Genomic DNA, 24,078 nt, shown 5'->3' with positions numbered 1-24,078 from the left:
GGCCGCGCAACCCTGCGCGCTGCCGTCCGTTGGTGACAGTGAACTCAAGAAGGAGATGGCGATGCGAATCGATCATGATGCGGTGGTGATGGTGGTGGATGGGCGCAAGTTGTTATTGTTCCGTAACAAAGGCGATGACGCCTTTCCCAATCTGGAAACGGAGACGACCAGGACGCAGGATAACCCGCCCGATCGCGATCAGGCGTCCGACGCGCCGGGCCGCGCTTTCAATTCCGTCGGCAGCCATCGCAGCGCGATGGAACAGACGAATTTTCACGATCTGGAGGAAGCCCGTTTCGCGACGGAAGCGGCGGACCTGCTGAAGCGCGGGGCATTGGCGAAGGATTATGAAAAGCTGATCATCGTCGCGCCGCCCACGGTGCTAGGCGAACTGCGTAAACATTATCACAAGGAAGTGCAGAGCCGCCTGGCCGGTGAGATCGCCAAGGATCTGTCCAATCACCCTGTGCCGGAGATCGAGCGGATCATCCTGGAAAACTGACCCACTGTCGCGCGCCCGCAAAAAAGGGCGGGCCGTTGACCGGCGCCGCCCTTTTCTGTTGCCCCGGGGGCGTTCCGTCAGGCCGCCGCCTTGGTCTTCCGCTCGGCGAAGCGGCGGCGGGCGACCAGCGCCACCGCGCCAGCGCCGAATAGCAGGACCATGGGCGGCGCGGGAACGTCCGTGCCCCCGGTGCTGCTGGACGTGCCGCCCGAACTGCTCGACGAGGAGCTGCTCGACGACGAACTGGAGGAGCTTGAACTGCTGCTCGTCGTGCCGAAGCTTGACGAGGAACTGCCCGATGAACCGCTGCTCGACGAGCTGGATGAGGAGCCCGACGAACCCGACGACCCATGGCCGTGTCCGCCGCTCGAACTGCTCGACGAACTGGAGGAGGACGAAGAAGAGGATGAGGAGGAGGACGAACTGGACGAAGAAGTGCTGACGCCCGAAGAGGTCGACACATTGCCGGACGATGTGGAGACATTGCCCGACGAGGTGGAGACGCCGCTGGATGTCGACACGTTGCCGCTGGAGGTCGAGACGCCACCGGTTGAGGTCGAAACACCGCCCGTGGAGGTGGAAACGCCGCCCGTGGTCGAACTGGTCGAACTGCTGATGCCACCGGTCGAACTGCTGGTGGAGGAGATCACCACAGAACCGCCGCCGCTGCTGCCGCCCCCGCCACCGAAGAAGCCGCCGATGAACCCGCCTCCGCCGAATCCGCCGCCCATGACGACCGGAACGGCCGACCCGCCCGACATCATCGGCATTTCAGCCACCGGCATGGGCGCGGAAAGGGGAATGGGCGCGGCCTGGGTAGTGACGGTCACCGTGGACGGCGCGCAGGCGGTCACCGTCTTGACGACCTTGCGTTTCACTGTGTGGACCGCGTAGCGTTTCCTGGGCGCGGCCTTCACACTCTTGGTGCTTTGGACCCCCGCGGGACGCGCGCTTTCCGCGACATGGACGGCTCCCCCGCCAATGATCGCTCCGCCGCAAGTGCAGGCGCACAATTTTGCCAATGCCATCCGTACCGACATAGGTTTGCTCTTTTCCTTTATCCCCTGGTCGCCCGTCGCTGGCTTGGCCCAGTGAAGGGGCGGCGGGTTTTCCCTATGTGCAGGAACGCAAAATAAAGCGTTAACCGCAACGCCGTTAACCCTGAATGTCGTCCTCAAGTCGAGCAGATTCCGGCAGCGACATGGGCAAATATGGTTAACGTCCCACTATGGAACATTCCCGCGCGGCGAAATGAATCCGGCTTGCCGTCCGATGCCTGCACGGCCGCATCCAAGGGACTCGGCGCATCCTTGCGCTCGCGGAAAAACGGACAGGCGGCAAGCGGTAAGAAGCGGAGAATGTTCGCTTGTGTCGCTGTGCGCCCGTGGCTATTAGAGCGCCCAATCATAAAGGAATGGCTGTCCGGTCCTTTAAGTGCCGGGGCCCATCGAGTCGGAGAGCCAGATGGCATCGGTTTTGAATTCCGAGAAGGACGGCGACAAGCCGCCGAAATCGGCTGTAACACTCCCTACCGACTATCGTCCTTCCCCGGACGAGGAATTCATGAATCCGGTGCAACTGGAATATTTCCGGCAGCGCCTGTGGGACTGGAAGAAACAGATTCTCGCCGAAGCGGAGGGAACGCTCGCCGTCCTCCAGAATGAACCGCTGCGCGAACCCGACCTTAACGATCGCGCATCGAGCGAAACGGACTGGTCGATCGAACTGCGTACCCGCGATCGCCAGCGCAAGCTGATTTCCAAGATCGACGCCGCGCTCCGCCGCATCGATGAGGGCGAATATGGTTATTGCGAGGTGACAGGCGAACCGATTTCGCTGGGTCGGCTGGAAGCCCGCCCGATCGCGACCATGACGGTGGAAGCGCAGGAACGCCATGAGCGGCAGGAAAAGATTTCGCGCGACGACTGACGATTAACATTTTGTCCATGTGCTGCTGGCAATGATCCGGTCTTTCCACAAATAATATGCGACGGGTCGGTCAATGGGCATGGAACAGGATGGGTTGGAGCGCGGCCCTGCCAGAACGTCGCCACGAGACAGCCTTTTTCTGCTGACGAATCTGGTCAGGGATGACGGTATGCCGCTGTGTCAGGCGCGTGTCCGCAACCTGTCGGCCACCGGATTGATGGCGGAGTGCGAACGGCGGATCGCGGTGCAAACCCGCCTCACTCTGGAATTGCGGGGCGTGGGCAAGGTGTCCGGTCAGGTCGCCTGGACCCATGGCGAGCGAATCGGCGTCGCTTTCGACAGGCCGATCGACCCCCGGCTGGTCCGGCGTCCGGCGGGCAGCGGCAAAAGGCATATGATGCCCGATTATCTCCGCCCGCATTCCATCCGCGCCCGTTGAATCGCAGCCGGACCTGAGCGCGGTACGGCGGGTTGCGGCCAAGTCGGCCATTGCCGGCAAAAGTCGGCGTTGCTAGACATCGCCTGTCGAAAAAGGGGAGATCGGTGCGGTTGGCCCGATCCCTGCGGAGCAGGCCCTGACCTTCGCTGCGGCGTCGAGTCCCAAGACCTTGAACGTTGACCGCAGCGGTGCGGCAGCGAAAGAAAGGGCTTGATATGCAGCAACAGATTTCCGTGATCACATTGGGCATTCGCGATCTGCCGCGCTCGCGCCGATTTTATACTGAAGGCTTCGGATGGGCCCCGGTGTTCGAGAATGACGAGATCATATTCTATCAGATGAACGGATTGGTTCTGGGAACCTTTGAAGCGTCGGCGCTGGAAAAGGACATGAGCCGCTTCGGCTTATTGTCGCCGGGGGCATTTTCCCTGGCGCATAACGTGCCCGGTCAAGCGGACGTGGAAGTTGTAATCGGGAAACTGGCCAATGCCGGCGGCCGCATCATCAGACCGGCAGATGCCCCGCCGCCTGGCGGTTTCCGTGGATATGTGGCCGATCCTGACGATCACGCCTGGGAGATAGCGTGGAACCCGGCCTGGCTCATCGATGAAAACGGCCTGGTGCAGTTTGCGATCTGATCTTGGCTTGACGGTCCGCTGATCCGCGAGGGAGGCGCGCAAGCTGGGAATGCCCCAATAAAAAGCCCCGCGCGAACGGGGCTTTATCTTTCGGGCTTCACCTCCATCTGATGAAGCCCGCCATGCTATGATGGCCGCGCTTAATGTTGCGCCGTCATCTCCTCCTTCAACCGCAGTTTCTGCTTCTTGAGCGAAGCGACGAGCGTTGCGTCCGGCATGGGCCGACTCGTCTCGGTCTTGATTCGTGCCTCAAGTCCGGCGTGCTTGGCTGAAAGAGCGGAAATATGGCTGTTTTCCATGACATTCTCCTGACGAGGGTGATGGATGATCGAATAGATCATGAATCGTCCCGCTTGTCTCGGCCCTATTGGGGCTTTGCGATGGGTCGCGCGGAAATTTGCGATGGCCCGCATGGGCCCGGCAGGCTATCAACGGCTCGTCATGGGAACGGGAGTTCTGGGAAGCGAATGCGGTGAGCCGGGAAGACATCATGCGTCGATTGGAAATCCTGCGCGTCGAGCATCGCGACCTCGACAGCGCGATTTCCGCTCTGGTCGATTCGGGCGCGGGCGACCAGATGCAGATCGCCCGGCTGAAGAAGCGCAAGCTGCGCCTGCGCGACGAAATGTCGTTGCTGGAAGATTCGCTGGTGCCGGACATCATCGCCTGAACCGGTCGCCCCTGAATGGGACAACCCTTCGGCGACGCGCGAGGCGGGACTGACAAGGCGCGAAGAATATGCCACCCATGCGAAATGGGAAAAGCAGCATCGCTTGATCGGGGACTTCATCGGCGTCTGGTGGACGGCCTCTATCTGGAAGCCATGGTCATGGCGGACGAGGCGCGTTCCTATTTCGATTCCGGGGCACTGCCCGAAGATCTGGCCGAGGAACCTCTGCAACGGGTCGCCTTCGCCTGCGAATCGCTCAAGGTGACGACGCGCCTCATGCACATCATCGCCTGGCTGCTGAGCCAACGGGCGTGGCAGCGGGGAGAGATTGGCGACGCGGAACTGGGCGAAGAGAAATATCGGCTGGGCGCGGCGGCGCAAAGCGATGAGGGGCTGGTCGCCGCATTTCCTTTCGCGGCGCGATCCCTGGTCGAGGCGAGCCAGGAACTTTATGCGCGCGTGGCGCGCCTGCAGGAACGCATCGACCTGATGCTGCGTCCCGATGGCGAGGAACGGCAAAGCCCCGCACGCGCTTTGATGGACCGGCTCAGCACGTCCTTCTGAAGGCGGCCGCTGCGATGGAATGATGCGACCGGCTTGCTTCTTGACTGGCATTGGGCACTGCATCTGGTCTAGATCAGGCGCATGACCAACGGCTTGCGGACCCGATGCCGCTTTTCAGGCTGCCCGCATGCCGCACGGCTTGTCCTTGCGCCGTTGTTGCTGGCCGCGCCATGGGCCGTTCATGCCCAGACTGCGCCCGCGCCCGCGCAGGACGAAGCGCAGCCGCTCGACCCCATGCCCGACATCGGCATCGACTGGCCCGACATGGGACAGCCGGACAAGGTGGAGCCGCTCCCCGCCGACCCCCATGCAGAGGCCGCCGACGCCGATAGCGAGAGCATGGCGGAAGCGCCCGTGGTCGAAGAGCCGGTCGAGCAGAACCCCGTTTTCACCGATGCGGGGGAAGAGCGGCGCTACAGCGTGAAGCTGAACGGCGTGGAGGGGATCGCGGACGAGCAGTTCAATCTGCGCTTCAAGGAATTGTCGACCCTGTCGCAGGGCGAGCGCCGCCGGGCCAATCTGGCGCAGATCAACCGGCGGTTGAAGGAAGATCGCGAGCTGCTGGACCAGTTGCTGCGGGCCAAGGGCTATTATGCGGCGCGCATCCGCGGTTCAGTGTCGGCGCCGCCACCGGGGAGCGACAGGCTGGCGGTGCAGTTCGATGTCGTGCCGGGGAGGCAATATCTGTTGTCCTCGGTCGAGTTGACGGGGCTGGCAGAGACGGGCGCGCGGGAACCCAAGCTGCGCGAGGCTTTTCCGGTCAAGGCGGGCGATCCGGTGGACGCGGACCGGATATTGGCGGGGCGCGATTCACTGTCCAATGCGCTGGCGGAAAATGGCTTCCCCTTCGCCAGGATCGACGAGCCGGAGGTGCGGATCGACCATGAGGAGCGCAAGGGCGATCTGGACATGGCCGTCGCGCCGGGCGGCTATCGCACTTTCGGCGACATCATCCTCAATGACAACAAGCTGTTCGATGCCCGGCACCTTCAGGAAATAGCACGTTTCGATCCGGGCGATCCCTATATGGCGTCGGATGTGGAGGATCTGCGGCGCGCCATCGTGGCGACCGGCCTTGTGTCCACCGTCACGCTGAAGCCCAGGGATGCGGGCGACGGCGAACATGTCGATCTGGACGTGAATGTCCGTTCCGCGCCGCTTCGCACCATTGCGGGCGAACTGGGCTATGGCACGGGGGAGGGGTATCGCGCCGAGGTGAGCTGGCAGCATCGCAACCTGCTGCCGCCCGAAGGCGCGGTGACATTGCGGGGCGTGATCGGCACGCAGGAACAGACCGCGAGCGCCCTTTATCGCCGTAACAATTTCCATCGCCGCGACAATGTGCTGACCGGGCTGCTGTCGATCAGCAACATCAAGCGCGACGCCTATGATGCGCGCACCATCACCGTCGCGGGCGGGCTGGAGCGGCAGACGAACATCCTGTTCCAGAAGAAATGGGTGTGGCGCATCGGCGCGGAAGTGATCGCGTCAGACGAGGCGGATTTCTTCAGCGGCGGCGCGCGGCGAACCTTCTTCATCGGCGCGGTGCCCCTCAGCCTGACCTATGATGGCAGCGACGATCTGCTGAACCCGACCAAGGGGTTCCGGCTGGGGGGACGATTAAGCCCGGAAGTGTCGTTCCAGAGCGGCACCTTCGGCTATGCGCGGGTGCAACTGGACGGCAGCGTCTATCAGCCAATGGGCGATCGGATCGTGCTGGCGGCGCGGACGCGGTTTGGGACGATATTGGGGTCCACGGTCGACCGGATCGCGCCGTCGCGGCGCTTCTACGCGGGCGGCGGGGCGTCGGTGCGCGGCTATGGGTATCAGAAGATCGGGCCGCGCTATGGGCCGGACGATGATCCGGTGGGCGGCAAGAGCCTTGCTGAATTCTCGCTGGAGGCGCGGGTGCGCTTCGGCAATTTCGGGGTCGTGCCCTTTGTCGATGCGGGCAATATCTCGACCAGCTTCGTGCCACGCTTCCGCGACCTGCGGATCGGGGCGGGCATGGGCGTGCGTTATTATAGCAGCTTCGGGCCGATCCGCGTGGATGTCGGCACGCCGATCAACCCGCAGAGCGGCGATCCCAAGATCGCGGTCTATGTTTCGCTGGGGCAGGCCTTCTGATGGCGGACGATCAGCCCGTGGAAGCGACCCCCAAGCCGCCCCGGCCCCGCCGGGCATGGGACGGGCGGTGGCAACGGTGGGTGACGGCTGTCCTCGCCGCGTTGCTGCTGATCGTGGTGGGCGCGCTGGCATGGCTGGATACGCCTTCCGGGCATCGCTTCCTCGTGTCGCGGATTGCCGCCATCAGCCCGCCTTCGGGCCTGCGTATCCGGGTCGAACGGATCGATGGCAGCATCTATCGCCGGGCGGTGCTGCACGGGCTGGTGTTGTCCGATCCCAAGGGCCGCTTTTTTGACGCGCCAAGGGTGGAGCTGGACTGGTGGCCCTTTGCCTGGCTGTCGAACCGGCTGGATATCGACCGGCTGGTGATCCCGCGCGCGACGCTGCACAAATTGCCCAGGCTCAACCCGAGCGAGCGGCAGGGGCCGATATTGCCGGGCTTCGACATTCGCCTGATGCAGTTGTCGGTGGACCGTCTGGCGATAGACCGCAGCATCACGGGGCGGGCGCAGGAAGCGACGTTGAGCGGCGACGCGGATATTCGCGGCGGCCGCGCGATCATCGACATGTCCGCGCGCGTCCTGAACGGTGAGGATGCGTTGAACATCACGCTCGACAGCCGCCCGGATGACGACAAGTTCGACCTCGATGTCACGATGAACGCGCCCAAGGGCGGCGTGCTGGCGGTGATGGCGGGGTTGAAGCAGGACGCCAATCTGCGCGTCCATGGCAAAGGAAGCTGGACGCGTTGGGACGGACAGTTTGCCGGAACGCTGGACGCGCAGCCGGTGATCGCCCTCGACCTGACGGCGCGCAAGGGACGTTATAGCGCGAAAGGATCGATCGAGGGGCCTGCGCTCGCGGGCAATGGGCTTGTCGAGCGGTTGTCGACGCCGCGCCTGTCGGTGCGCGCGGAAGGCAGCATGGAAAATCGGGTGATCGACGGCACCCTATCGCTGCGGTCTGCCGCCATCGATCTGACCGCCGACGGCGCGATCGATCTGCGGAACAATGCGCTCGACAATCTGCTGGTGGACGTGAAGCTGTCGCGGCCCGAAGCCTTGCTCAGGAATATGCGTGGGCGTGATGTGGTGGCCCGCATTCGTCTCGACGGTCCCTTTGCCAGCCCCGGCTACGAATATCTGCTGACGGCAAAGCAGCTTGTCTTCGACAAGACGACGATCAGCGACGTGCGCGCCGATGGCAAGGGGCGCAAGGCGAAGAATGGCCCGGCGCTGATCCCCGTTCGCCTGCGGGCGCGGCGGCTGGACGGGCAGGGGGAGCTGGTCGAAGGCATTTTCCGCAACTTCGCGCTGGACGGGGTGCTGCAACTCAAGGGGCAGCAGATCATCAGCAATCCCATGGAGGTGCGCTCCGACCGGCTGCGCGGGCGGTTGCTGATGATGGCCGACCTTAAGACCGGACGCTATGATTTCGGGCTGGACGGACAGATCAACGGCCTGCTTATTCGTGGGCTCGGGGTGGTCGACCTGACGTCGAAGCTGCGCGCGGTGCCGGGGCCGAAAGGCGCGTTTTCCTTGAGCGGTCATGCGCTGGCGCGGATGCGGCGGCTGGACAACAGCTTCCTGCATTCGCTGGGCGGCGGGTTGCCGACGCTGCGGAGCGCACTGGCGCTGGGGCCGGATGGGCAACTGGCCCTTCATGATCTTGTCCTTCAATCGCCGCTGCTGTCGCTGAACGCGAACGGCTATCGCCGCCGCGACGGGACATTCCATTTCGAGGGCAGTGGACGACATGGCCAATATGGGCCGTTGCAACTGGTGCTGGATGGAAAGATCGACCGCCCCGCCGTGGACCTCGTGCTGCATCGTCCGATGGATGCGCTGGGCCTGAGTGAGGTGAAGGCGCGATTCGATCCCGATGACACGGGTTATATATTCACGGCAGAGGGCGGATCGACGCTGGGGCCGTTCACCGGCAATGGCGCGATCCTGCTGCCCCAAGGCGGACAGGCGATCGTGCGCGTGGCGCGGCTGGAGGTTTCAGGGGTGACGGCGAGCGGGGATATTCGCCCCGTGACCGGCGGGCTGGACGGGCAGCTCGCCGTCGTCGGTCCGGTGACCGGCACGGTCGGTTTCCGGCCAGTGAACGCTGTGCAGCAATTGCAGCTGCAACTGGCCGCCAACGGCGCGCATTTCGATGGGCCGACGGCCATTGCCGTGGGGCGCGGCAAGCTGGATGCGACCATATTGCTCGACCCGGACGGCACCTCCATCGATGCGACGGTGCAGGCGCAGGGATTGCGGGTTGGCGGCATATTGCTGGGCCGCATGGCGGGCACCGCGAAGCTGGTGGATGGCAAGGGCACGGTGCGCGGCAGCCTTTCGGGGCAGCGCGGCCGCTTGTTCGACCTTCAGGGCGAAGCGCAGGTCGCGCCGGACCGCATCCGCCTGTCGGCCAGCGGGACGATCGACCGCAAACCGATCCGGCTGACCCGCGCGGCTTTGCTGACGCGGACGCAGGAAGGCTGGCACCTGTCGCCCGCGACGATCCGCTATGCGGGGGGATCGCTGCAGCTTGCCGGTGATCTGGGTAGCGAATCCGTCGCGATAGAGGCGCGGATGCAGACGCTGCCGCTGTCGCTGCTGGATATCGCTTATGACGATCTGGGTCTTGGCGGCGTCGCTACGGGCACGCTGAGCTACGCCAAGCCGCGCGGCGGGATGGCGACGGGGAAGGTCGAACTGCGCGTCCGGGGGCTGTCGCGGTCGGGCCTGTCGCTCAGTTCCCGTCCGGTCGATGTCGGCGTCAATGCGGTCCTCAATCAGGACCGGCTGGCGACGCGGATGGTCTTTGTGTCGGAAGGGCGCACCATCGGCCGGGCACAGGCGTTGCTGACGCCGCTGGGCCGGGATGGCAGTCTGGTCGAGCGCCTGAACCGCGCGCCCTTTTTCGCCCAGCTCCGCTATAATGGAGCGGCCGATACGCTCTGGCGGCTGACCGGGGTGGAAATCGTCGATATTGTCGGGCCGGTGAACGTGACGGCGGATATTCGGGGCACGTTGGGCGAACCGGTGATCGCGGGAACGCTGGCCACGGACAATGTCGCGATCAACAGCCCGGTAACGGGGATGCGGTTGAGCGGCGTCAAGGCTCAGGGGCGTTTTTCCGGGGACCGGCTCGTCATTTCCAGTTTTGCCGCGACGGCGCGCAACGGCGGTTCGGTGACCGGCACCGGCTCCTTCACCTTCAAGGGCACGGCGGGCGTCGGCATGGACCTGGCGTTGCAGGCGGACAATGCGACGCTGCTGGAGCGCGACGATCTGGGCGCGACGGTGACGGGGCCGATCACGCTGCGGTCGGATGGAAGTGGCGGCACCATTGGAGGCAACCTCAAGCTCATCAAGAGCCGATTCACGCTGGGCCGGGCAGCCGCCGTCGCCCAGTTGCCGCAGCTCAAGGTGGTCGAGATCAACCGCCGGGGCGAAGAACTGGAGCGCCCGCGCGGCAATGCGCCATGGGCGCTGGCGATCAAGGCGCAGGCGCGCAACCGGCTGATGGTCACAGGCCTTGGGCTGGACAGCGAATGGCGGGCCAATCTGGACCTGGGCGGCACGGTGACCAATCCGGCGATTGCCGGCACGGCGCAACTGGTGCGCGGCGATTATGAATTTGCGGGCCGCCGCTTCGAACTGCGCGAAGGGCTGATCCAGTTCGATGGCCGCACGCCCGTCAATCCGACGCTGGATATCACGGCCGAGGCGGACGTCAGCGACCTGACGGCCTCCATCCATGTCGGGGGCACCGGGTTGTCGCCGGACATCAGCTTCACCAGCGTGCCCGCCCTGCCGCAGGATGAACTGCTGTCCCGCATCCTGTTCGGCACGTCGATCACAAACCTGTCCGCGCCCGAAGCGTTGCAGCTGGCGTCGGCGGTGGGATCCTTGCAGGGCCAGGGCGGCCTTGACCCCATCAACGCGGTACGCCGGGCCGCCGGGCTGGACCGTTTGCGGATCATCGCCGCCGATCCCACGCAGGGACAGGGCACGTCCATCGCGGCGGGCAAATATCTGACGCGCAAGACTTATGTGGAACTGATCACGGACGGGCAGGGCTATTCCGCGACGCGGATCGAATATCAGGTCACGCGATGGCTCTCGCTGCTGGGCGCCATTTCCACCTTGGGCCGCGAAAGCGCGAATGTCCGGGTCTCGAAGGATTATTGAGCGGCACGGGGGATGGCGTGTTGGGTGGACTGTCCGCCATTCCCATCCCCGTTCGCCCCGAGCGAAGGCGAAGTGCGTAAGGGAGGCTCTTTGCTTCGCTCAGCGTAAAGCCCTTCGACGCCGCCTGCGGCGTCACTCAGGACAGATTTCGACTTAGCTCAGCCCGAACGGAGGTGGGTTGTCCGCCATTGGCCGAAAGTAGCCATTACAGGAACGCGGTTCGTCCCGATTGGCGCACAGATTGACGGCGAGCCGTCGCCATATGTGGCATATTGACAACATAAGCCTTTGTTTATCTTAGGTTCATGCAACCAACGGCTTTGCTCCGCTTTCACCGTCTAGTCCCTGCAGGGGGACGCAAGAACAAAGAAGACGGAGTTATTTTTATGCGAAAGATGATGGTCGCAACCTTTCTGGCCGGTAGCGCAATCGCAGCCCCGGCGCTCGCGCAGGATGTCGCCCCAACCTTCACCGGTCCGCGCGTCGAAGCGATCCTGGGCTATGACCATGTCGGCGCGGGCAGCGATATCGACAATGACAATGGCCGCGACGACCAGTCGATCGACGGCCTGCTTTATGGTGTAGGCGCGGGCTATGACGTGAACCTGGGCAGCGCCGTTGTCGGCGTGGAAGGCGAGTTCACCAATTCCACCGCCAAGAGCAACCGCCATGATTTCACCGACGATTTCGGCTTCGGGCGGGTGAAGCAGGGCCGTGACCTGTATATCGGCGCCCGCGCCGGTATCCTCGCGGACCCGGCAACGCTGGTCTATGTGAAGGGCGGTTATACCAACAGCAAGCTGAAGGTGCTGGCGGGCGATACCAATGAAACCACCGATACGGCGTTCAAGCTGGACGGCTGGCGCATCGGTGCGGGCGTGGAACGCGCCATCAACACCAATACCTTCGCCAAGCTGGAATATCGCTATTCCAACTATAATGATGGCAAGATCAAATTTGGCGATGGCGCGACCAGCAGCGAATTCAACGTCGACACCGATCGCCATCAGGTGGTCGCCAGCGTCGGCTATCGCTTCTGATGAAAGGGCGGGGGCTGACTATTTAGCCCCCGTCGCTTTTTGCTTCAAAGCGTCGCTTCGATTTCCCGTGCGGCCGTATCCGGATTTTCAGCGAGGCTGATCGGGCGGCCCACGACCAGAATGGAAGCGCCGCGATCAAGCGCTTCACGCGGCGTGACGGCGCGCTTTTGATCGCCCATGGCGCCACCCGCCGGCCTGACGCCGGGCACCACGAAGAAGCCTTCGGGCCATGCCTGCCGCACCAGCGCCACTTCCGCGCCGGAGCAGACGATGCCGTCCAGTCCCGCGCTGCGCGCCAGGTCGGCGAGGCGCGCAACCTGATCTTCCGCCCTGCCGCCGACGCCTGTGTCGAGCAGGTCGCCATCATCCAGACTGGTCAGCACGGTGACGGCGACAACCTTCGTATGGGCGCCCGCCGCGGCCTTTGCATTCTCCAGCATGGCGCGGCCGCCCGCTGCATGCACGGTCAGGATCGCGGGCTCCAGAACATGGAGCGACTGAATGGCCTTCGCCACGGTATTGGGAATGTCGTGCAATTTCAGGTCGAGGAAGATCGGCAGGCCGAACTTCATCATTTCATGCACGCCGTGGTGGCCGTTGGCGCAGAAAAATTCCAGCCCCAGTTTCAATCCGCCGACATGATGGCGCACCTGCCCCGCTAGTGCCTGCGCCTTTTCCAGCTCTGGCGTGTCGATGGCGACGTAGATGGGGCTGCTCATGCTGTTCCTGTTGTGTGAAGGGAGGATGTCGCAGGGGACAGGGCTGATTCATCGCCCTGCGTCTTTGGCATGGAGGAAAGGGAAGGTGGCGACGGCGCGGCGGCGGCGGTGACAGCCGCGAGCGCGCGTTCCGTGCTTTCCAGTCTGCGTTTCATGCGCCAGCGGGTAGCCCGCGCCATGATCCAGAAAGGCCCGGCGCCCAGAAGGAAGGCGCCGATAAGCAGAACCGGCAATTTGGTTTCCATCACCAGATCGCCCCAGAGCCGAACCGTCACCGGCACATAATTCGCCATGCAGAAAAAGGCGAGGGTGACGGCGATGACGACCCAGAAGGCGGTGCGTAGAAATTGCATCGGCGATCCTTTGGTTGCTGATCCGTGGGCAGCTTAGGCGATTTTGACGGAAGGCGGAAGCGTCTCGTCCCGGCAAGCCGCGATCGTTACATCAGGGGCATGATTATGCTTTGGCGTAAATGCAAGCACATTGCAGGGAATGCACCTTCATCGGGCATTTTGCCCTCTTCCCCCTGATGCCATTGTTGCTTAGCATGGGGGATCATGAGCAAGATCGAAGATAATCCGCCAGAAACCGCGTCGCAAACCGTTGAGGAAAAGGGCGCGCCGACCCATCCCCCCGCCGGAAAAACGCCTCCGCGAAAAGGCGGTAAGGCGGCGTGGACGGGAGCGGCCGTGGGCATAGGTTCAGCCGCCATCGTCGCGGCTCTCCTCTATACCAACAAGAAGCGGTCCTGACACTTACCGGGCGGTGAGTCCAAAAAAAGAGGCGGCGTGGCCTTCGCTCACGCCGCCTGGTGCGACCCTTCGGGGTATCCGTTTCCTGCTTCGTGACAGGGATCGCCTTTCAGGATCAGCCCGCGATCAACCCGCGCCGCCGCCCAGGAAGCTGACCAGCTCAGGCTTGCTGACGGACGTGCTCTTGTCCGCATCGGCCGTGGCGAAGGCGCCCTCGGCCCAGGCCGTCACTTCGGCGGGCGGCAAGGTCTTGCCGGTCGCTTTCATTTCCTGATCTTTCAACGCGACCATCCATTTGGAAAATTCCGCCTTGTCGAGCTGACCGTCCTTGTTGAGGTCATAAGCGGGAAATTCGCTATCCACGATGGACGCGACCGTATTGGCCTGACTGGAAGGCGACGCGGCCTGCGGCTGCGCGGCCGCGCCCGGCTGTGTTGCGGCGTCGGGTTGGGCTGGCGCGGTCTGCGCCGGAGCGGTCGGCGTCGTGCCTTGCTGCGGCGTGGCAGCTTCCTGAGCGATCGCGGGGGCGGTGATGGCAAGAGCGGTCGAGAAAAGAACGGTACGCAGCATATCAATCTCCTGAATTGTCATTCCGTTGGTGAATTTGTTTCAAACGGCATCGTTGTGATCTTTGCAGGGATAATATCCCAATACTCGATAAGGTTCCTGAATGGTTGTTCATCAACTTCCATTCGTCTTTTTGGACCGCTCGTTTCGGCTGTGATTTCTATTGCAATTGCGACGAATGGATGACGGTTTTTACCCGAAGCCTGCCGATTTGCTCTTGGCTGGGGACGCTGCTAGGCGGCGCGGCATCCGTTCACGCCAATATGCAGGATTCGCCATGGTCCCTCGCTACGCCCGCCCGCAAATGACTGCTCTTTGGGAGCCGGAAGCCCGCTTCCGCATCTGGTTCGAGATCGAAGCGCACGCGACCGAGGCGCTCGGCGAACTGGGCGTGGTGCCGAAATCGGCGGCGAAGGCGTTGTGGGACTGGTGGGCGACCAACCCGGCCATCGACGTGCCCGCGATCGATGCGATCGAGGCGGTCACCAAACATGACGTCATCGCATTCCTCACCTGGGTCGCGGAGCAGGTGGGCGACGAAGCGCGCTTCATGCATCAGGGCATGACGTCGAGCGACGTTCTGGATACATGCCTCGCGGTGCAGCTTGCGCGCGCGTCCGACATATTGATCGAGGATCTCGACAAGCTGCTCGACGTCATCAAGCGCCGCGCCTTCGAGCATAAGCTGACCCCGACCATCGGCCGCAGTCATGGCATCCACGCCGAACCCGTCACCTTCGGCCTCAAGATGGCGGAAGCCTATGCGGAGTTCAGCCGCTGCAAGGCGCGCCTGATCGCCGCGCGCGAGGAAGTCGCGACCTGCGCCATTTCGGGCGCGGTCGGCACCTTCGCCAATATCGATCCGCGCGTGGAAGAACATGTCGCGGAGAAGCTGGGCCTTGCCATCGAGCCGGTGTCCACGCAGGTCATCCCGCGTGATCGCCATGCGATGTTCTTCGCCACGCTGGGCGTCATTGCTTCGTCCATTGAGCGGCTGGCGGTGGAAGTCCGTCACCTCCAGCGCACCGAGGTTCTGGAGGCGGAGGAATATTTCTCGCCCGGCCAGAAGGGCAGCAGCGCCATGCCGCACAAGCGCAATCCGGTGCTGACCGAGAATCTCACCGGCCTTGCCCGCATGGTCCGCAGCTACGCTATGCCCGCGATGGAGAATGTGGCGCTCTGGCATGAACGCGACATCAGCCATTCGTCGGTGGAACGCTATATCGGGCCGGATGCGACGATCACGCTCGATTTCGCGTTGGGTCGGCTGACCGGCGTGATCGACAAGCTGCTCGTCTATCCTGAGCGGATGATGAAGAATCTCGACAAGATGGGCGGACTTGTCCACTCGCAGCGCGTGCTGCTGGCGCTGACGCAAGCGGGGGTGAGCCGTGAGGACAGCTACCGTTACGTTCAGCGTAACGCGATGAAGGTGTGGGAATCGGACGGCCAGCTTTCGCTGCTGGAATTGCTGAAGGCCGATCCCGATGTGTCCGCGGCGCTGACCGCCCAAGAGATCGAGGAGAAGTTCGACCTCGGCTATCACTTCCGTCAGATTGACACGATCTTCAGGCGGGTGTTCGGCGAAGCCTGACTCCTATTTCTGCGTCGCGAGGCGGGTCATGCGTGATCCGCCCGCGTCCAGCACGGTTTCCATCGCCACATAGGTCGATGTGCTCGCCACATGAGGCAGGCTGGAAATTTTCTCGCCCAGCACCGTGCGGTAGCGGCGGATGTCGGACGTCCGCACCTTTAGCAGATAGTCGAAGCTGCTGGCGATCATATGGCATTCCTCGACTTCGGGGATACGCCGCACGGCCGCATTGAATTCGCGCAGCGCCTGTTCGCGTGTGTCGGACAGCTTCACTTCGGCAAAGGCGACATGATCCATGCCCAGCTTCGCGGGGTCGACGATGGCGCGAAATCCTGTGATGACGCCGGCGTCGATCAGCCGCCTGAGACGCACCTGACAAGGCGTTTTCGACAGCCCCACCGTGCGGGCGAGGTCGGTGACGGTCATGCGCCCATCTTCGATCAGCGCAGCGATGATCTTGCGGTCGAAATCATCCAGATCGACTGACTTTGGAGGTTTGTCCATCCATATTGCCTATCAGATGACTGAAAATAAGTCATGAGATAGGTCGATGGCCTTTTTAAAAGTCGGATCGCATCGCGCCGCGATGATAATATGGTCGCATGACGACACCGCCGCCCTTCGCCGATTTCGCTCCCGCCATCCGGGAGCGGTCTTCCCTCCGACGCGCCATCACCGCCGCCTATCGCCGCGATGAAGCCGCCTGCATGGCGCCCCTGATCGAAGCGGCCGCCTTGCCCCATGCGACACGTCAGGCCGTGCGCGAAACGGCCCGGGCGCTGGTCACGGCGCTGCGGGCCAATCGCAAGGGCAATGGCGTCGAAGCATTGGTGCAGGAATATTCGCTTTCCAGTCAGGAAGGCGTGGCGCTGATGTGCCTGGCCGAAGCCTTGCTGCGGATTCCCGACGATGCGACCCGCGACGCCCTGATCCGCGACAAGATCGCGGACGGGGACTGGGGATCGCATATGGGCGGGGGCAAATCGCTGTTCGTCAACGCGGCGACATGGGGCCTTGTCGTCACCGGCAAGCTGGTCGGCAGTGTCGACGACAGGGGATTGAGCGCGGCGCTCACCCGCCTGATCGCGCGGGCGGGCGAGCCTGTGATCCGGCGCGGCGTCGATCTGGCCATGCGGATGATGGGCGAGCAGTTCGTGACTGGCGAAACCATCGCCGAGGCGCTCAAACGCGCGAAGGAGATGGAGGCGAAGGGCTTCCGCTACAGCTATGACATGCTGGGCGAGGCGGCGACGACCGCAGCCGATGCGGCGCGCTATTTCGATGATTATGAGCGCGCCATCCATGCGATAGGCAAGGCGTCCCATGGGCGCGGCGTCTATGAAGGGCCGGGCATCTCCATCAAGCTGTCGGCGCTCCACCCACGCTACAGCCGCGCGCAGGCCGGCCGCGTGATGAGCGAGTTGCTGCCCCGGCTGAAGTCGTTGGCGCTGCTCTCAAAAAGCTATGACATCGGTTTTAATATCGACGCGGAGGAGGCGGATCGGCTGGAGCTGTCGCTCGACCTGCTGGAAAGTTTGGCGCTGGACCCGGATCTGGCGGACTGGAACGGGCTAGGCTTCGTGGTGCAGGGCTATGGCAAGCGCTGCCCCTTCGTCATCGACTGGATCATCGATCTGGCGCGGCGGGCGGGACGGCGGATCATGGTGCGGCTGGTCAAGGGCGCTTATTGGGACGCGGAGATCAAGCGGGCGCAGGTCGATGGGCTGGCCGACTTCCCGGTCTATACGCGCAAGGTGCATACCGATGTCGCCTATATCGCCTGTGCGAAGCAACTGCTGGCCGCGCCGGACGCCGTGTTTCCGCAGTTCGCGACGCATAATGCCCAGACGCTGGCGACGATCTATCAGCTTGCCGGGCCGGATTTCGCGGTGGGCCGCTATGAGTTCCAGTGCCTGCACGGCATGGGCGAGCCGCTTTATGAGCAGGTGGTAGGCCCCAAAGGGCTGGACCGCCCCTGCCGCATCTATGCGCCTGTCGGCACGCATGAGACGCTGCTCGCCTATCTGGTGCGGCGTTTGCTGGAGAATGGCGCGAACTCGTCCTTTGTGAACCGCATTGCCGATCCCGCCGTGCCGGTCGATGAACTGGTGGCCGATCCCGTCGATATGGTGCGCGCCATGCCGTATCCGGGGCATCGGCATGACCAGATCGCGCTGCCGTCGGCGCTCTATCCCGACCGGCGCAATTCACAAGGCGTTGATCTGAGCGACGAAGATGCGCTCGCGGCGCTGGCCGTGGCACTGCGGGAGAGCGCGACCATCGCATGGACCGCCGCGCCGGAGGGCGGGGAGGGGACGGAGCGCCCGGTGTTCAATCCCGCCGATCATCGCGATGTCGTGGGCACAGTCACTGAAGCTTCGCCCGGCCAAGCCCGCGCCGCCGCTATCCGCGCTTCGCAAAGCCTGTGGGGCAATGTCCCGGTCGCCGACCGGGCCGCCGCGCTGGAGCGCGCCGCCGACGCCATGCAGGCGCGGATGCCGGTGCTGTTGGGCCTGATCGTGCGGGAAGCGGGCAAGTCCTTTCCCAACGCCATCGCCGAGGTGCGCGAGGCCATCGACTTCCTGCGCTATTATGCAGCGCAGGCGCGCACGACTTTTGGAGCGGAACAGAAGCCGCTGGGTCCGGTCGTCTGCATCAGCCCGTGGAATTTTCCGCTCGCCATCTTCACCGGGCAGGTGGCTGCCGCGCTGGTCGCGGGCAATCCGGTGCTGGCGAAGCCCGCTGAGGAAACTCCACTGATCGCGGCGGAGGCCGTTCGCCTCCTCCATGAGGCGGGCGTGCCTGCCGATGCGCTGCAACTGATCCCCGGCGATGGCGCCATCGGCGCGGCCCTTGTCGCGGCATCAGAGACGGCGGGCGTCATGTTCACCGGATCGACCGAAGTCGCCCGCCTGATCCAGCATCAACTGTCCAGGCGTCTTTCACTCCAGGGCTATCCCATCCCGCTGATCGCCGAAACGGGTGGGCAGAATGCGATGATCGTCGATTCCTCCGCGCTGGCAGAGCAGGTGGTGGCGGATGTCATCGCCTCCGCCTTCGACAGCGCGGGGCAGCGTTGCTCGGCGCTCCGCATCCTGTGCTTGCAGGAGGATATTGCGAACAGGACGCTCGCCATGCTCAAGGGCGCGCTCACGGAACTCAGGATCGGCCGGCCCGACAGGCTGGCGGTCGATACCGGCCCCGTCATCACCGCCGAAGCGAAGGCGACGATTGAGGCGCATATCGACGCCATGCGAAAACTCGGCCGCAAGGTGGAACAGCAGACGCTGCCCGACGAAGCCGCCCATGGCACTTTCGTGCCGCCCACGATCATCGAACTGGAAAGCATCGCTGACCTGAAAGGCGAGGTTTTCGGGCCGGTGTTGCACGTCATCCGCTTTTCCCGCGACCGGATCGACCCGTTGATCGATGCGATCAACGCGACCGGATATGGCCTGACCTTCGGCCTGCATACCCGGCTGGACCAGACCATCGCGCATGTCATGCAGAGGGTGCAGGCGGGCAATATCTATGTGAACCGCAATGTCATCGGCGCGGTGGTCGGGGTCCAGCCCTTTGGCGGGCGGGGGTTGTCAGGCACCGGCCCCAAAGCGGGCGGGCCGCTGTATCTGGGGCGCCTGACGGCCGTTGCGCCGACGGTGTTGCAGGGGACTGAAGGGATGACCGCGCCCCTGTCCGTCTTTATCCAGTGGCTTGATGCGCGGGGGGATGATGCCGCAGTTGCCGTGGCGCGCCGCTATGGAGAGCGATCGGCGCTGGGCATCGAAAAGCTGCTGCCGGGGCCAGTGGGCGAACGCAATCTCTATACGCTGCATCCGCGTGGAGCCGTGCTGATGCTCCCGGCGACGCAGCAGGGGCTGTTCGACCAGATGGCCGCCATCCTTGCCACCGGGAATAGCGGCGTGCTGGAGGGCATGGCATTGCCCGCCGATCTGCCGCCGCTTGTCGCAAGCCGTTTCTGCGCCGATCTCGCCATGCCTGTGGCCGCTGCTCTGGTAGAGGGCAAGGCGGACAAGATCGCCGCGACAGGCCAGTTCCTTGCCGAGCGGCCGGGGCCGATCATTTCCCTCCATGCCGCGCCGCTGGGCCGCATGGGATGCCATCCGGTCGACCTGCTGCTGGAGGAGGTGTCGATTTCCATCAACACGACGGCGGCTGGCGGCAATGCCAGCCTGATGATGATCGGTTGAAATGCAGCTCGCCCGCATGGTTTTGATGAAACGGCACGCCGCTTCGCTGGCGCATTCCAGCCGCAAGATGGATAGAGTTTTTGGTCGGGGAGAGAGGATTCGAACCTCCGGCCCCTGCCTCCCGAAGACAGTGCTCTACCAGGCTGAGCTACTCCCCGACCGTCGGCGGTTTCGCTGGGCGATCCCGCTGGGCAGGCCGCAGCCTATAGAGGTGGCTTTTCGGGCTGGCAAGCGGTGGATGCGCTTTTTTTGCAGCTACAACAACCCCGCTGCCCGGAAGCTGAATCGATCGTTCCGCGCATCTATCACATGATCGGCGAGCAACATCCCCAGCGGGCGGATGCGGCGGTAAAGCGAACGGGTCAGCACGATGTCGGAAGGACGGAGCGTGGCGACCCTGTCCCTCTTGCGCCGCTGATGAAGGGCCAGCCACCGGCTTTTGAACAGCAATAATTGCCTTGCCGTGGAACGCCAGTCCTCGTGCGGATGCAATCGATGGAGCGGCCGCCAATGGTCGTCCAGTATCACCAGCGCGATTTCCACATCTCCCTGCATGAGGGGATAGTGCCGCCACCGGGCGAGGCGGAGCTATCGGAACCCTGTCCGTTCCGCTCGCCAGCTTTCGCCATTTCGGTGCAATTCCCTTCGGGCGCGATTTGCTTGGCAGGGGCGCCATGCTGCGGGTAGACGCGGAAGGAACGACAGACTCACCGATCCGTCCGGAAGGCCGCTGCATTGACCGAACACTCCGCCTCGACCGCCCCGCATTATGAGCAGCAATATCTGGACCTGATGCGCCGGATCTGGACGGAAGGCGATGAGAGGATCGACCGCACGGGCGTCGGCACCCGTTCCATATTGGGCGCGATGATGCGTTTTTCGCTGGCGGACGATCATGTGCCGCTGCTCACCACCAAGCGGGTTTACTGGAAGGTCGCCGCGCGGGAGATGCTGTGGTTTCTGACCGGTGACACCAACATCCGCGAACTGGTGCGGCAGGGGGTGCATATCTGGACTGACTGGCCGCTCGACGCCTATCGCAAGGCGACAGGGGAGGAAATCGACCGCGATGCTTTCGAGCAGCGAATCGTCGACGACGCCGCTTTCGCGGCGCGCTGGGGCGATCTGGGACCGGTTTATGGCGCGCAATGGGTGAACTGGCCGCTATATGAACCGGCGGGAGAAGGGCTTTACCGTCGCGCCGAGAAGGGGCGCAACCAGATCGCCGAACTGATTGAAGCGATTCGCCGGACACCGGGGTCGCGCCGCCTGCTCTTCACCGGCTGGAATGTCGCGGAAGTGCCGCGCATGGCGCTGCCGCCCTGCCACATGACCTACCAGTTCCAGGTGGCCGATGGGCGGCTCAACGGCCTGCTGTTCCAGCGCAGTTGCGATCTTGGATTGGGCTTTGCGTTCAATATCTTCGGCCTGTCGATGATGACCCGGATGCTCGCCCAGCAATGCGATCTGGAGCCGGGCGACGTGGTCTGGCAGGGCGGCGACGTGCACCTTTATCTCAACCATGCGGAACTGGTGGAGCAGCAGCTCAGCCGCTTGCCGTCCGGCGCGCCGAAATTGCGGATCAATCGGCGGCCCTCAAGCATTTTCGACTATAGGATCGAGGACTTCGAAGTGCTGGATTATACGCCGCAATCCCATATCGCCGCCCCGGTGGCGGTGTGAGGCGGACAAGGGTCTGATATGTTTGGGTAAGCAACCCTTGCCTTTCGCGGCGTTGAAATATAATAATTACGGACGGTAATTTTATTGCAACGCGCAAGAGGAGGCAGGATGAGCGACCGGACAGAATCTGGCGCGAGCGAAGGCATGGCGGGACGCAACCTGCCGACCCTTGAGTTGCATGTCCCCGAACCGAAATTCAGGCCCGGCGACAGCGTCGATTTTTCCCATTTCGATATTCCCGCCGCCGACGCCACGCTGCGCCCCGACGAAGCGGTTCAGCCCGCCGAGATTCGCGACCTGGCCTATGGGTTGATTCGCGTGCTGGACGAGGATGGCGGAGCGGTCGGCCAATGGAATCCCAATTTGCCGCCCGAAACGCTGCTGCGGATGCTGCGCGCCATGGCGCTGACCCGCGCTTTCGACGCGCGCATGTTCCGCGCCCAGCGGCAGGGCAAGACCAGCTTCTACATGAAATCCACCGGCGAAGAGGCCGTGTCCATCGGCGCAGCGCTGGCGCTTGCCCGCGACGATATGTGCTTTCCCAGCTATCGCCAGCAGGGCATATTGATCGCGCGCGACTGGCCCATCATCGACATGATGAACCAGATCTATTCCAATACCGGCGACCGGCTGAAAGGGCGCCAGCTTCCCATCATGTATTCAGCGCGGGAGGCAGGGTTCTTCTCGATCTCCGGCAACCTCACCACCCAATATCCGCAGGCGGTGGGCTGGGCGATGGCGAGCGCGGCCAAGGGTGATACGCGTATCGCCGCGACCTGGTGCGGCGAAGGCTCCACGGCGGAGGGCGACTTCCATTCCGCCTGCACCTTCGCCAGCGTCTATCGCGCGCCGGTCATCATGAATATCGTGAATAACCAGTGGGCTATCAGCAGCTTTTCAGGTTTTGCGGGAGCTGAAGCCACAACCTTCGCGGCGCGCGCCGTGGGCTATGGCATTGCCGGTTTGCGCGTCGACGGCAACGACGTGCTGGCGGTCTATGCCGCTACCCGTTGGGCGGCGGACCGGGCGCGATCCAATGCCGGGCCGACGCTGATCGAGCATTTCACCTATCGCGTTGAGGGGCATAGCACTTCCGATGATCCCAGCGCCTATCGGTCGGCGGAGGAGAGCAGTTTGTGGCCGCTGGGCGACCCTATTGCGCGGCTGAAGCAGCATTGCATTCGCCTCGGCATATGGGACGAGGAGCGCCATGCCGCGATGGATAAGGAACTGGCCGAAATGGTCCGCGATGCCGCGCGGGAGGCGGAGAAGAACGGGATATTGGGCCATGGCCTCCATCATCCGATGGAATCCCTGTTTGAGGATGTGTTCGAAGAGATGCCCTGGCACCTGAAGGAACAGCAGCAGCAGATGCTCGACGAATGGAAGGCGGCGGGACTGTGAGCGAAGGCATGATGCAGGAGGCGCGCGCCGACGCGCAGCAGATGAACATGATCCAGGCGATCAACAGCGCGCTGGACGTGATGATGGAGCGCGACGCGCAAGTGGTCGTGATGGGCGAGGATGTCGGATATTTCGGCGGCGTCTTTCGCGCGACGGCGGGCTTGCAACAGAAATATGGCAAGAACCGCGTGTTCGACACGCCGATCACCGAATGCGGCATCATCGGTGTGGCGGTGGGCATGGGCGCCTATGGCCTGCGCCCGGTGCCGGAAATCCAGTTCGCCGACTATATCTATCCCGCGCTGGACCAGCTTGTCTCCGAAGCCGCGCGCCTGCGCTATCGTTCGGCGGGTGAGTTCATCGCGCCGATGACAGTGCGCTCGCCCTTTGGCGGCGGCATCTTCGGCGGGCAGACGCACAGCCAGTCGCCTGAGGGCATTTTCACTCATGTGTCGGGCGTCAAGACGGTGATTCCGGCGACGCCCTATGACGCCAAGGGGCTATTGATCGCCGCCATCGAGGACAATGATCCGACGATCTTCTTCGAACCCAAGCGCATCTATAACGGGCCGTTCGACGGCCATTACGATACGCCCGCGAAAAGCTGGGCCGGGCATCCCGACGCGCAGGTGCCGGCCGGCTATTACCGCATTCCGCTGGGGCAGGCGCGGACAGTGCGGGCGGGCGAGGCGCTCACCATATTGTGTTACGGCACGATGGTTCATGTGGTCGAAAACACCGTCGCGGCCATGGGACTGGACGCGGAGATCGTGGATTTGCGGACGCTGGTGCCGCTCGACATCGAAGCTATCGAGGCGTCCGTGAAGAAGACCGGGCGCTGCCTGATCGTCCATGAGGCGACGCGGACCAGCGGCTTTGGCGCGGAACTGTCCGCGCTGGTGCAGGAACGCTGCTTCTACCATCTCGAAGCGCCGATCGAGCGCGTCACCGGCTTTGACACGCCTTATCCGCACAGTCTGGAATGGGCCTATTTCCCCGGTCCCGTGAGGATACGCGAAGCCATCGCCAAGATCATGAAGGATTGATCATGT

Annotated in this window: 22 protein-coding genes and 1 tRNA gene; 16 read left to right on the top strand and 7 right to left on the bottom strand. The window is 63.6% G+C overall.

Annotation, left to right across the window (positions count from 1 at the left end):
• The first annotated feature begins 61 nt into the window (after window positions 1-61).
• From LDB26_RS11795 to LDB26_RS11775, 5 genes are all read left to right on the top strand, one after another.
• Window positions 62-502 (top strand): host attachment family protein, encoded by a 441-nt coding sequence (locus LDB26_RS11795; RefSeq protein ID WP_062068929.1) that lies wholly within the window; start codon window positions 62-64, stop codon window positions 500-502.
• 90 nt (window positions 503-592) lie between these two features.
• The gene (locus tag LDB26_RS11790; RefSeq protein WP_257538529.1) at window positions 593-1,396 is read left to right on the top strand and encodes a hypothetical protein; all 804 of its coding nucleotides are present in this window, start codon (window positions 593-595) and stop codon (window positions 1,394-1,396) included.
• Window positions 1,397-1,966: 570 nt separating this feature from the next.
• Window positions 1,967-2,431 (top strand): RNA polymerase-binding protein DksA, encoded by a 465-nt coding sequence (gene dksA / locus LDB26_RS11785; RefSeq protein ID WP_062068925.1) that lies wholly within the window; start codon window positions 1,967-1,969, stop codon window positions 2,429-2,431.
• Between the two features lie 73 nt (window positions 2,432-2,504).
• Complete coding sequence (locus LDB26_RS11780; protein ID WP_062066783.1) at window positions 2,505-2,870, top strand: PilZ domain-containing protein; 366 nt, start codon at window positions 2,505-2,507, stop codon at window positions 2,868-2,870.
• Window positions 2,871-3,046: 176 nt separating this feature from the next.
• Window positions 3,047-3,508: a VOC family protein gene (locus LDB26_RS11775; RefSeq protein WP_257538528.1), complete on the top strand. Its 462-nt coding sequence runs from the start codon at window positions 3,047-3,049 to the stop codon at window positions 3,506-3,508.
• A 140-nt stretch (window positions 3,509-3,648) separates the two neighbouring features.
• Here the strand turns inward: LDB26_RS11775 and LDB26_RS11770 are convergent, their stop codons facing one another.
• The gene (locus LDB26_RS11770) at window positions 3,649-3,807 is read right to left on the bottom strand and encodes a YdcH family protein (protein WP_082635336.1); all 159 of its coding nucleotides are present in this window, start codon (window positions 3,805-3,807) and stop codon (window positions 3,649-3,651) included.
• 191 nt (window positions 3,808-3,998) lie between these two features.
• Between LDB26_RS11770 and LDB26_RS11765 the strand changes: the two genes are divergently transcribed.
• The 5 genes from LDB26_RS11765 to LDB26_RS11745 all read left to right on the top strand — a co-directional run bounded on the left by LDB26_RS11765 (window position 3,999) and on the right by LDB26_RS11745 (window position 12,096).
• Entirely contained in the window at window positions 3,999-4,178 is a 180-nt protein-coding gene (locus LDB26_RS11765) for a YdcH family protein (RefSeq protein WP_062068923.1), read from the top strand.
• 84 nt (window positions 4,179-4,262) lie between these two features.
• Complete coding sequence (locus LDB26_RS11760; RefSeq protein ID WP_062066774.1) at window positions 4,263-4,742, top strand: DUF1465 family protein; 480 nt, start codon at window positions 4,263-4,265, stop codon at window positions 4,740-4,742.
• Window positions 4,743-4,823: 81 nt separating this feature from the next.
• The gene (locus LDB26_RS11755; protein WP_257538527.1) at window positions 4,824-6,869 is read left to right on the top strand and encodes an autotransporter assembly complex family protein; all 2,046 of its coding nucleotides are present in this window, start codon (window positions 4,824-4,826) and stop codon (window positions 6,867-6,869) included.
• Window positions 6,869-11,056 (top strand): translocation/assembly module TamB domain-containing protein, encoded by a 4,188-nt coding sequence (locus tag LDB26_RS11750; RefSeq protein ID WP_062066771.1) that lies wholly within the window; start codon window positions 6,869-6,871, stop codon window positions 11,054-11,056. Before LDB26_RS11755 ends, LDB26_RS11750 begins: the two co-directional genes overlap by 1 nt.
• 386 nt (window positions 11,057-11,442) lie before the next feature.
• Entirely contained in the window at window positions 11,443-12,096 is a 654-nt protein-coding gene (locus LDB26_RS11745; protein ID WP_257538526.1) for an outer membrane protein, read from the top strand.
• A gap of 44 nt (window positions 12,097-12,140) precedes the next feature.
• Here the strand turns inward: LDB26_RS11745 and pyrF are convergent, their stop codons facing one another.
• Window positions 12,141-12,815 (bottom strand): orotidine-5'-phosphate decarboxylase, encoded by a 675-nt coding sequence (pyrF, locus tag LDB26_RS11740; protein ID WP_062066765.1) that lies wholly within the window; start codon window positions 12,813-12,815, stop codon window positions 12,141-12,143.
• Window positions 12,812-13,168 (bottom strand): lipopolysaccharide assembly protein LapA domain-containing protein, encoded by a 357-nt coding sequence (locus LDB26_RS11735; RefSeq protein WP_062066762.1) that lies wholly within the window; start codon window positions 13,166-13,168, stop codon window positions 12,812-12,814. The genes pyrF and LDB26_RS11735 overlap by 4 nt, the downstream gene beginning before the upstream one ends.
• A 204-nt stretch (window positions 13,169-13,372) precedes the next feature.
• Here LDB26_RS11735 and LDB26_RS11730 point away from each other — a divergent pair, with 204 nt between their 5' ends.
• A complete protein-coding gene (locus LDB26_RS11730; RefSeq protein ID WP_062066759.1) occupies window positions 13,373-13,567 on the top strand; it encodes a hypothetical protein in 195 nt (64 codons plus the stop codon).
• A 126-nt stretch (window positions 13,568-13,693) separates the two neighbouring features.
• Here LDB26_RS11730 and LDB26_RS11725 read toward each other — a convergent pair whose 3' ends face one another.
• Window positions 13,694-14,137, bottom strand: coding sequence for an EF-hand domain-containing protein (locus LDB26_RS11725; protein WP_062066756.1), 444 nt, complete (start codon window positions 14,135-14,137; stop codon window positions 13,694-13,696).
• A gap of 274 nt (window positions 14,138-14,411) precedes the next feature.
• Between LDB26_RS11725 and purB the strand changes: the two genes are divergently transcribed.
• On the top strand, window positions 14,412-15,728 hold the full coding sequence (gene purB, locus LDB26_RS11720; protein WP_257538525.1) for an adenylosuccinate lyase: 1,317 nt from the start codon (window positions 14,412-14,414) through the stop codon (window positions 15,726-15,728).
• A 3-nt stretch (window positions 15,729-15,731) separates the two neighbouring features.
• Here purB and LDB26_RS11715 read toward each other — a convergent pair whose 3' ends face one another.
• Window positions 15,732-16,232 carry an Lrp/AsnC family transcriptional regulator gene (locus tag LDB26_RS11715; protein ID WP_062066750.1) on the bottom strand — a complete coding sequence of 167 codons (501 nt, stop codon included), beginning with the start codon at window positions 16,230-16,232 and terminating at the stop codon, window positions 15,732-15,734.
• Between the two features lie 98 nt (window positions 16,233-16,330).
• On the opposite strand from LDB26_RS11715, the gene putA reads away from it, so the two are divergent.
• Window positions 16,331-19,939 (top strand): trifunctional transcriptional regulator/proline dehydrogenase/L-glutamate gamma-semialdehyde dehydrogenase, encoded by a 3,609-nt coding sequence (putA, locus tag LDB26_RS11710; protein ID WP_257538524.1) that lies wholly within the window; start codon window positions 16,331-16,333, stop codon window positions 19,937-19,939.
• A gap of 81 nt (window positions 19,940-20,020) precedes the next feature.
• On the opposite strand, the gene LDB26_RS11705 is transcribed toward putA, so the two are convergent.
• Window positions 20,021-20,097 (bottom strand) — tRNA-Pro (locus LDB26_RS11705).
• A gap of 97 nt (window positions 20,098-20,194) precedes the next feature.
• Window positions 20,195-20,494, bottom strand: coding sequence for a hypothetical protein (locus LDB26_RS11700; protein ID WP_062066744.1), 300 nt, complete (start codon window positions 20,492-20,494; stop codon window positions 20,195-20,197).
• Between the two features lie 180 nt (window positions 20,495-20,674).
• On the opposite strand from LDB26_RS11700, the gene thyA reads away from it, so the two are divergent.
• The 3 genes from thyA to LDB26_RS11685 all read left to right on the top strand — a co-directional run bounded on the left by thyA (window position 20,675) and on the right by LDB26_RS11685 (window position 24,072).
• On the top strand, window positions 20,675-21,622 hold the full coding sequence (gene thyA / locus LDB26_RS11695; protein WP_257538523.1) for a thymidylate synthase: 948 nt from the start codon (window positions 20,675-20,677) through the stop codon (window positions 21,620-21,622).
• 108 nt (window positions 21,623-21,730) lie between these two features.
• Window positions 21,731-23,026, top strand: a complete 1,296-nt coding sequence (locus LDB26_RS11690) for a 3-methyl-2-oxobutanoate dehydrogenase (2-methylpropanoyl-transferring) subunit alpha (protein ID WP_257538522.1) — start codon at window positions 21,731-21,733, stop codon at window positions 23,024-23,026.
• 41 nt (window positions 23,027-23,067) lie between these two features.
• Window positions 23,068-24,072 (top strand): alpha-ketoacid dehydrogenase subunit beta, encoded by a 1,005-nt coding sequence (locus tag LDB26_RS11685; protein WP_062068917.1) that lies wholly within the window; start codon window positions 23,068-23,070, stop codon window positions 24,070-24,072.
• The last annotated feature ends 6 nt before the right edge of the window (window positions 24,073-24,078 follow it).

This window comes from Sphingobium sp. CFD-1 (genome assembly GCF_024611115.1).
In the GTDB taxonomy this organism is placed as follows: Bacteria; Pseudomonadota; Alphaproteobacteria; order Sphingomonadales; family Sphingomonadaceae; genus Sphingobium; species Sphingobium baderi_A.
The sequence above is the reverse complement of the archived record's forward strand: the minus strand, read 5'-3'. Positions and strand labels throughout refer to the sequence as shown.

What these genes read in the sequence shown, in the direction of transcription:
- LDB26_RS11725 (WP_062066756.1), bottom strand. Translation starts at nt 14,137, where the DNA reads ATGCTGCGTACCGTTCTTTTCTCGACCGCTCTTGCCATCACCGCCCCC.
- LDB26_RS11735 (WP_062066762.1), bottom strand. Translation starts at nt 13,168, where the DNA reads ATGCAATTTCTACGCACCGCCTTCTGGGTCGTCATCGCCGTCACCCTC.
- LDB26_RS11770 (WP_082635336.1), bottom strand. Translation starts at nt 3,807, where the DNA reads ATGGAAAACAGCCATATTTCCGCTCTTTCAGCCAAGCACGCCGGACTT.
- putA (WP_257538524.1), top strand. Translation starts at nt 16,331, where the DNA reads ATGACGACACCGCCGCCCTTCGCCGATTTCGCTCCCGCCATCCGGGAG.
- LDB26_RS11685 (WP_062068917.1), top strand. Translation starts at nt 23,068, where the DNA reads ATGAACATGATCCAGGCGATCAACAGCGCGCTGGACGTGATGATGGAG.
- LDB26_RS11730 (WP_062066759.1), top strand. Translation starts at nt 13,373, where the DNA reads ATGAGCAAGATCGAAGATAATCCGCCAGAAACCGCGTCGCAAACCGTT.
- LDB26_RS11760 (WP_062066774.1), top strand. Translation starts at nt 4,263, where the DNA reads ATGGGAAAAGCAGCATCGCTTGATCGGGGACTTCATCGGCGTCTGGTG.
- LDB26_RS11750 (WP_062066771.1), top strand. Translation starts at nt 6,869, where the DNA reads ATGGCGGACGATCAGCCCGTGGAAGCGACCCCCAAGCCGCCCCGGCCC.
- pyrF (WP_062066765.1), bottom strand. Translation starts at nt 12,815, where the DNA reads ATGAGCAGCCCCATCTACGTCGCCATCGACACGCCAGAGCTGGAAAAG.
- LDB26_RS11780 (WP_062066783.1), top strand. Translation starts at nt 2,505, where the DNA reads ATGGGCATGGAACAGGATGGGTTGGAGCGCGGCCCTGCCAGAACGTCG.
- LDB26_RS11690 (WP_257538522.1), top strand. Translation starts at nt 21,731, where the DNA reads ATGAGCGACCGGACAGAATCTGGCGCGAGCGAAGGCATGGCGGGACGC.
- dksA (WP_062068925.1), top strand. Translation starts at nt 1,967, where the DNA reads ATGGCATCGGTTTTGAATTCCGAGAAGGACGGCGACAAGCCGCCGAAA.
- LDB26_RS11745 (WP_257538526.1), top strand. Translation starts at nt 11,443, where the DNA reads ATGCGAAAGATGATGGTCGCAACCTTTCTGGCCGGTAGCGCAATCGCA.
- LDB26_RS11795 (WP_062068929.1), top strand. Translation starts at nt 62, where the DNA reads ATGCGAATCGATCATGATGCGGTGGTGATGGTGGTGGATGGGCGCAAG.
- LDB26_RS11700 (WP_062066744.1), bottom strand. Translation starts at nt 20,494, where the DNA reads ATGCAGGGAGATGTGGAAATCGCGCTGGTGATACTGGACGACCATTGG.
- LDB26_RS11765 (WP_062068923.1), top strand. Translation starts at nt 3,999, where the DNA reads ATGCGTCGATTGGAAATCCTGCGCGTCGAGCATCGCGACCTCGACAGC.
- purB (WP_257538525.1), top strand. Translation starts at nt 14,412, where the DNA reads ATGGTCCCTCGCTACGCCCGCCCGCAAATGACTGCTCTTTGGGAGCCG.
- LDB26_RS11715 (WP_062066750.1), bottom strand. Translation starts at nt 16,232, where the DNA reads ATGGACAAACCTCCAAAGTCAGTCGATCTGGATGATTTCGACCGCAAG.
- LDB26_RS11755 (WP_257538527.1), top strand. Translation starts at nt 4,824, where the DNA reads ATGACCAACGGCTTGCGGACCCGATGCCGCTTTTCAGGCTGCCCGCAT.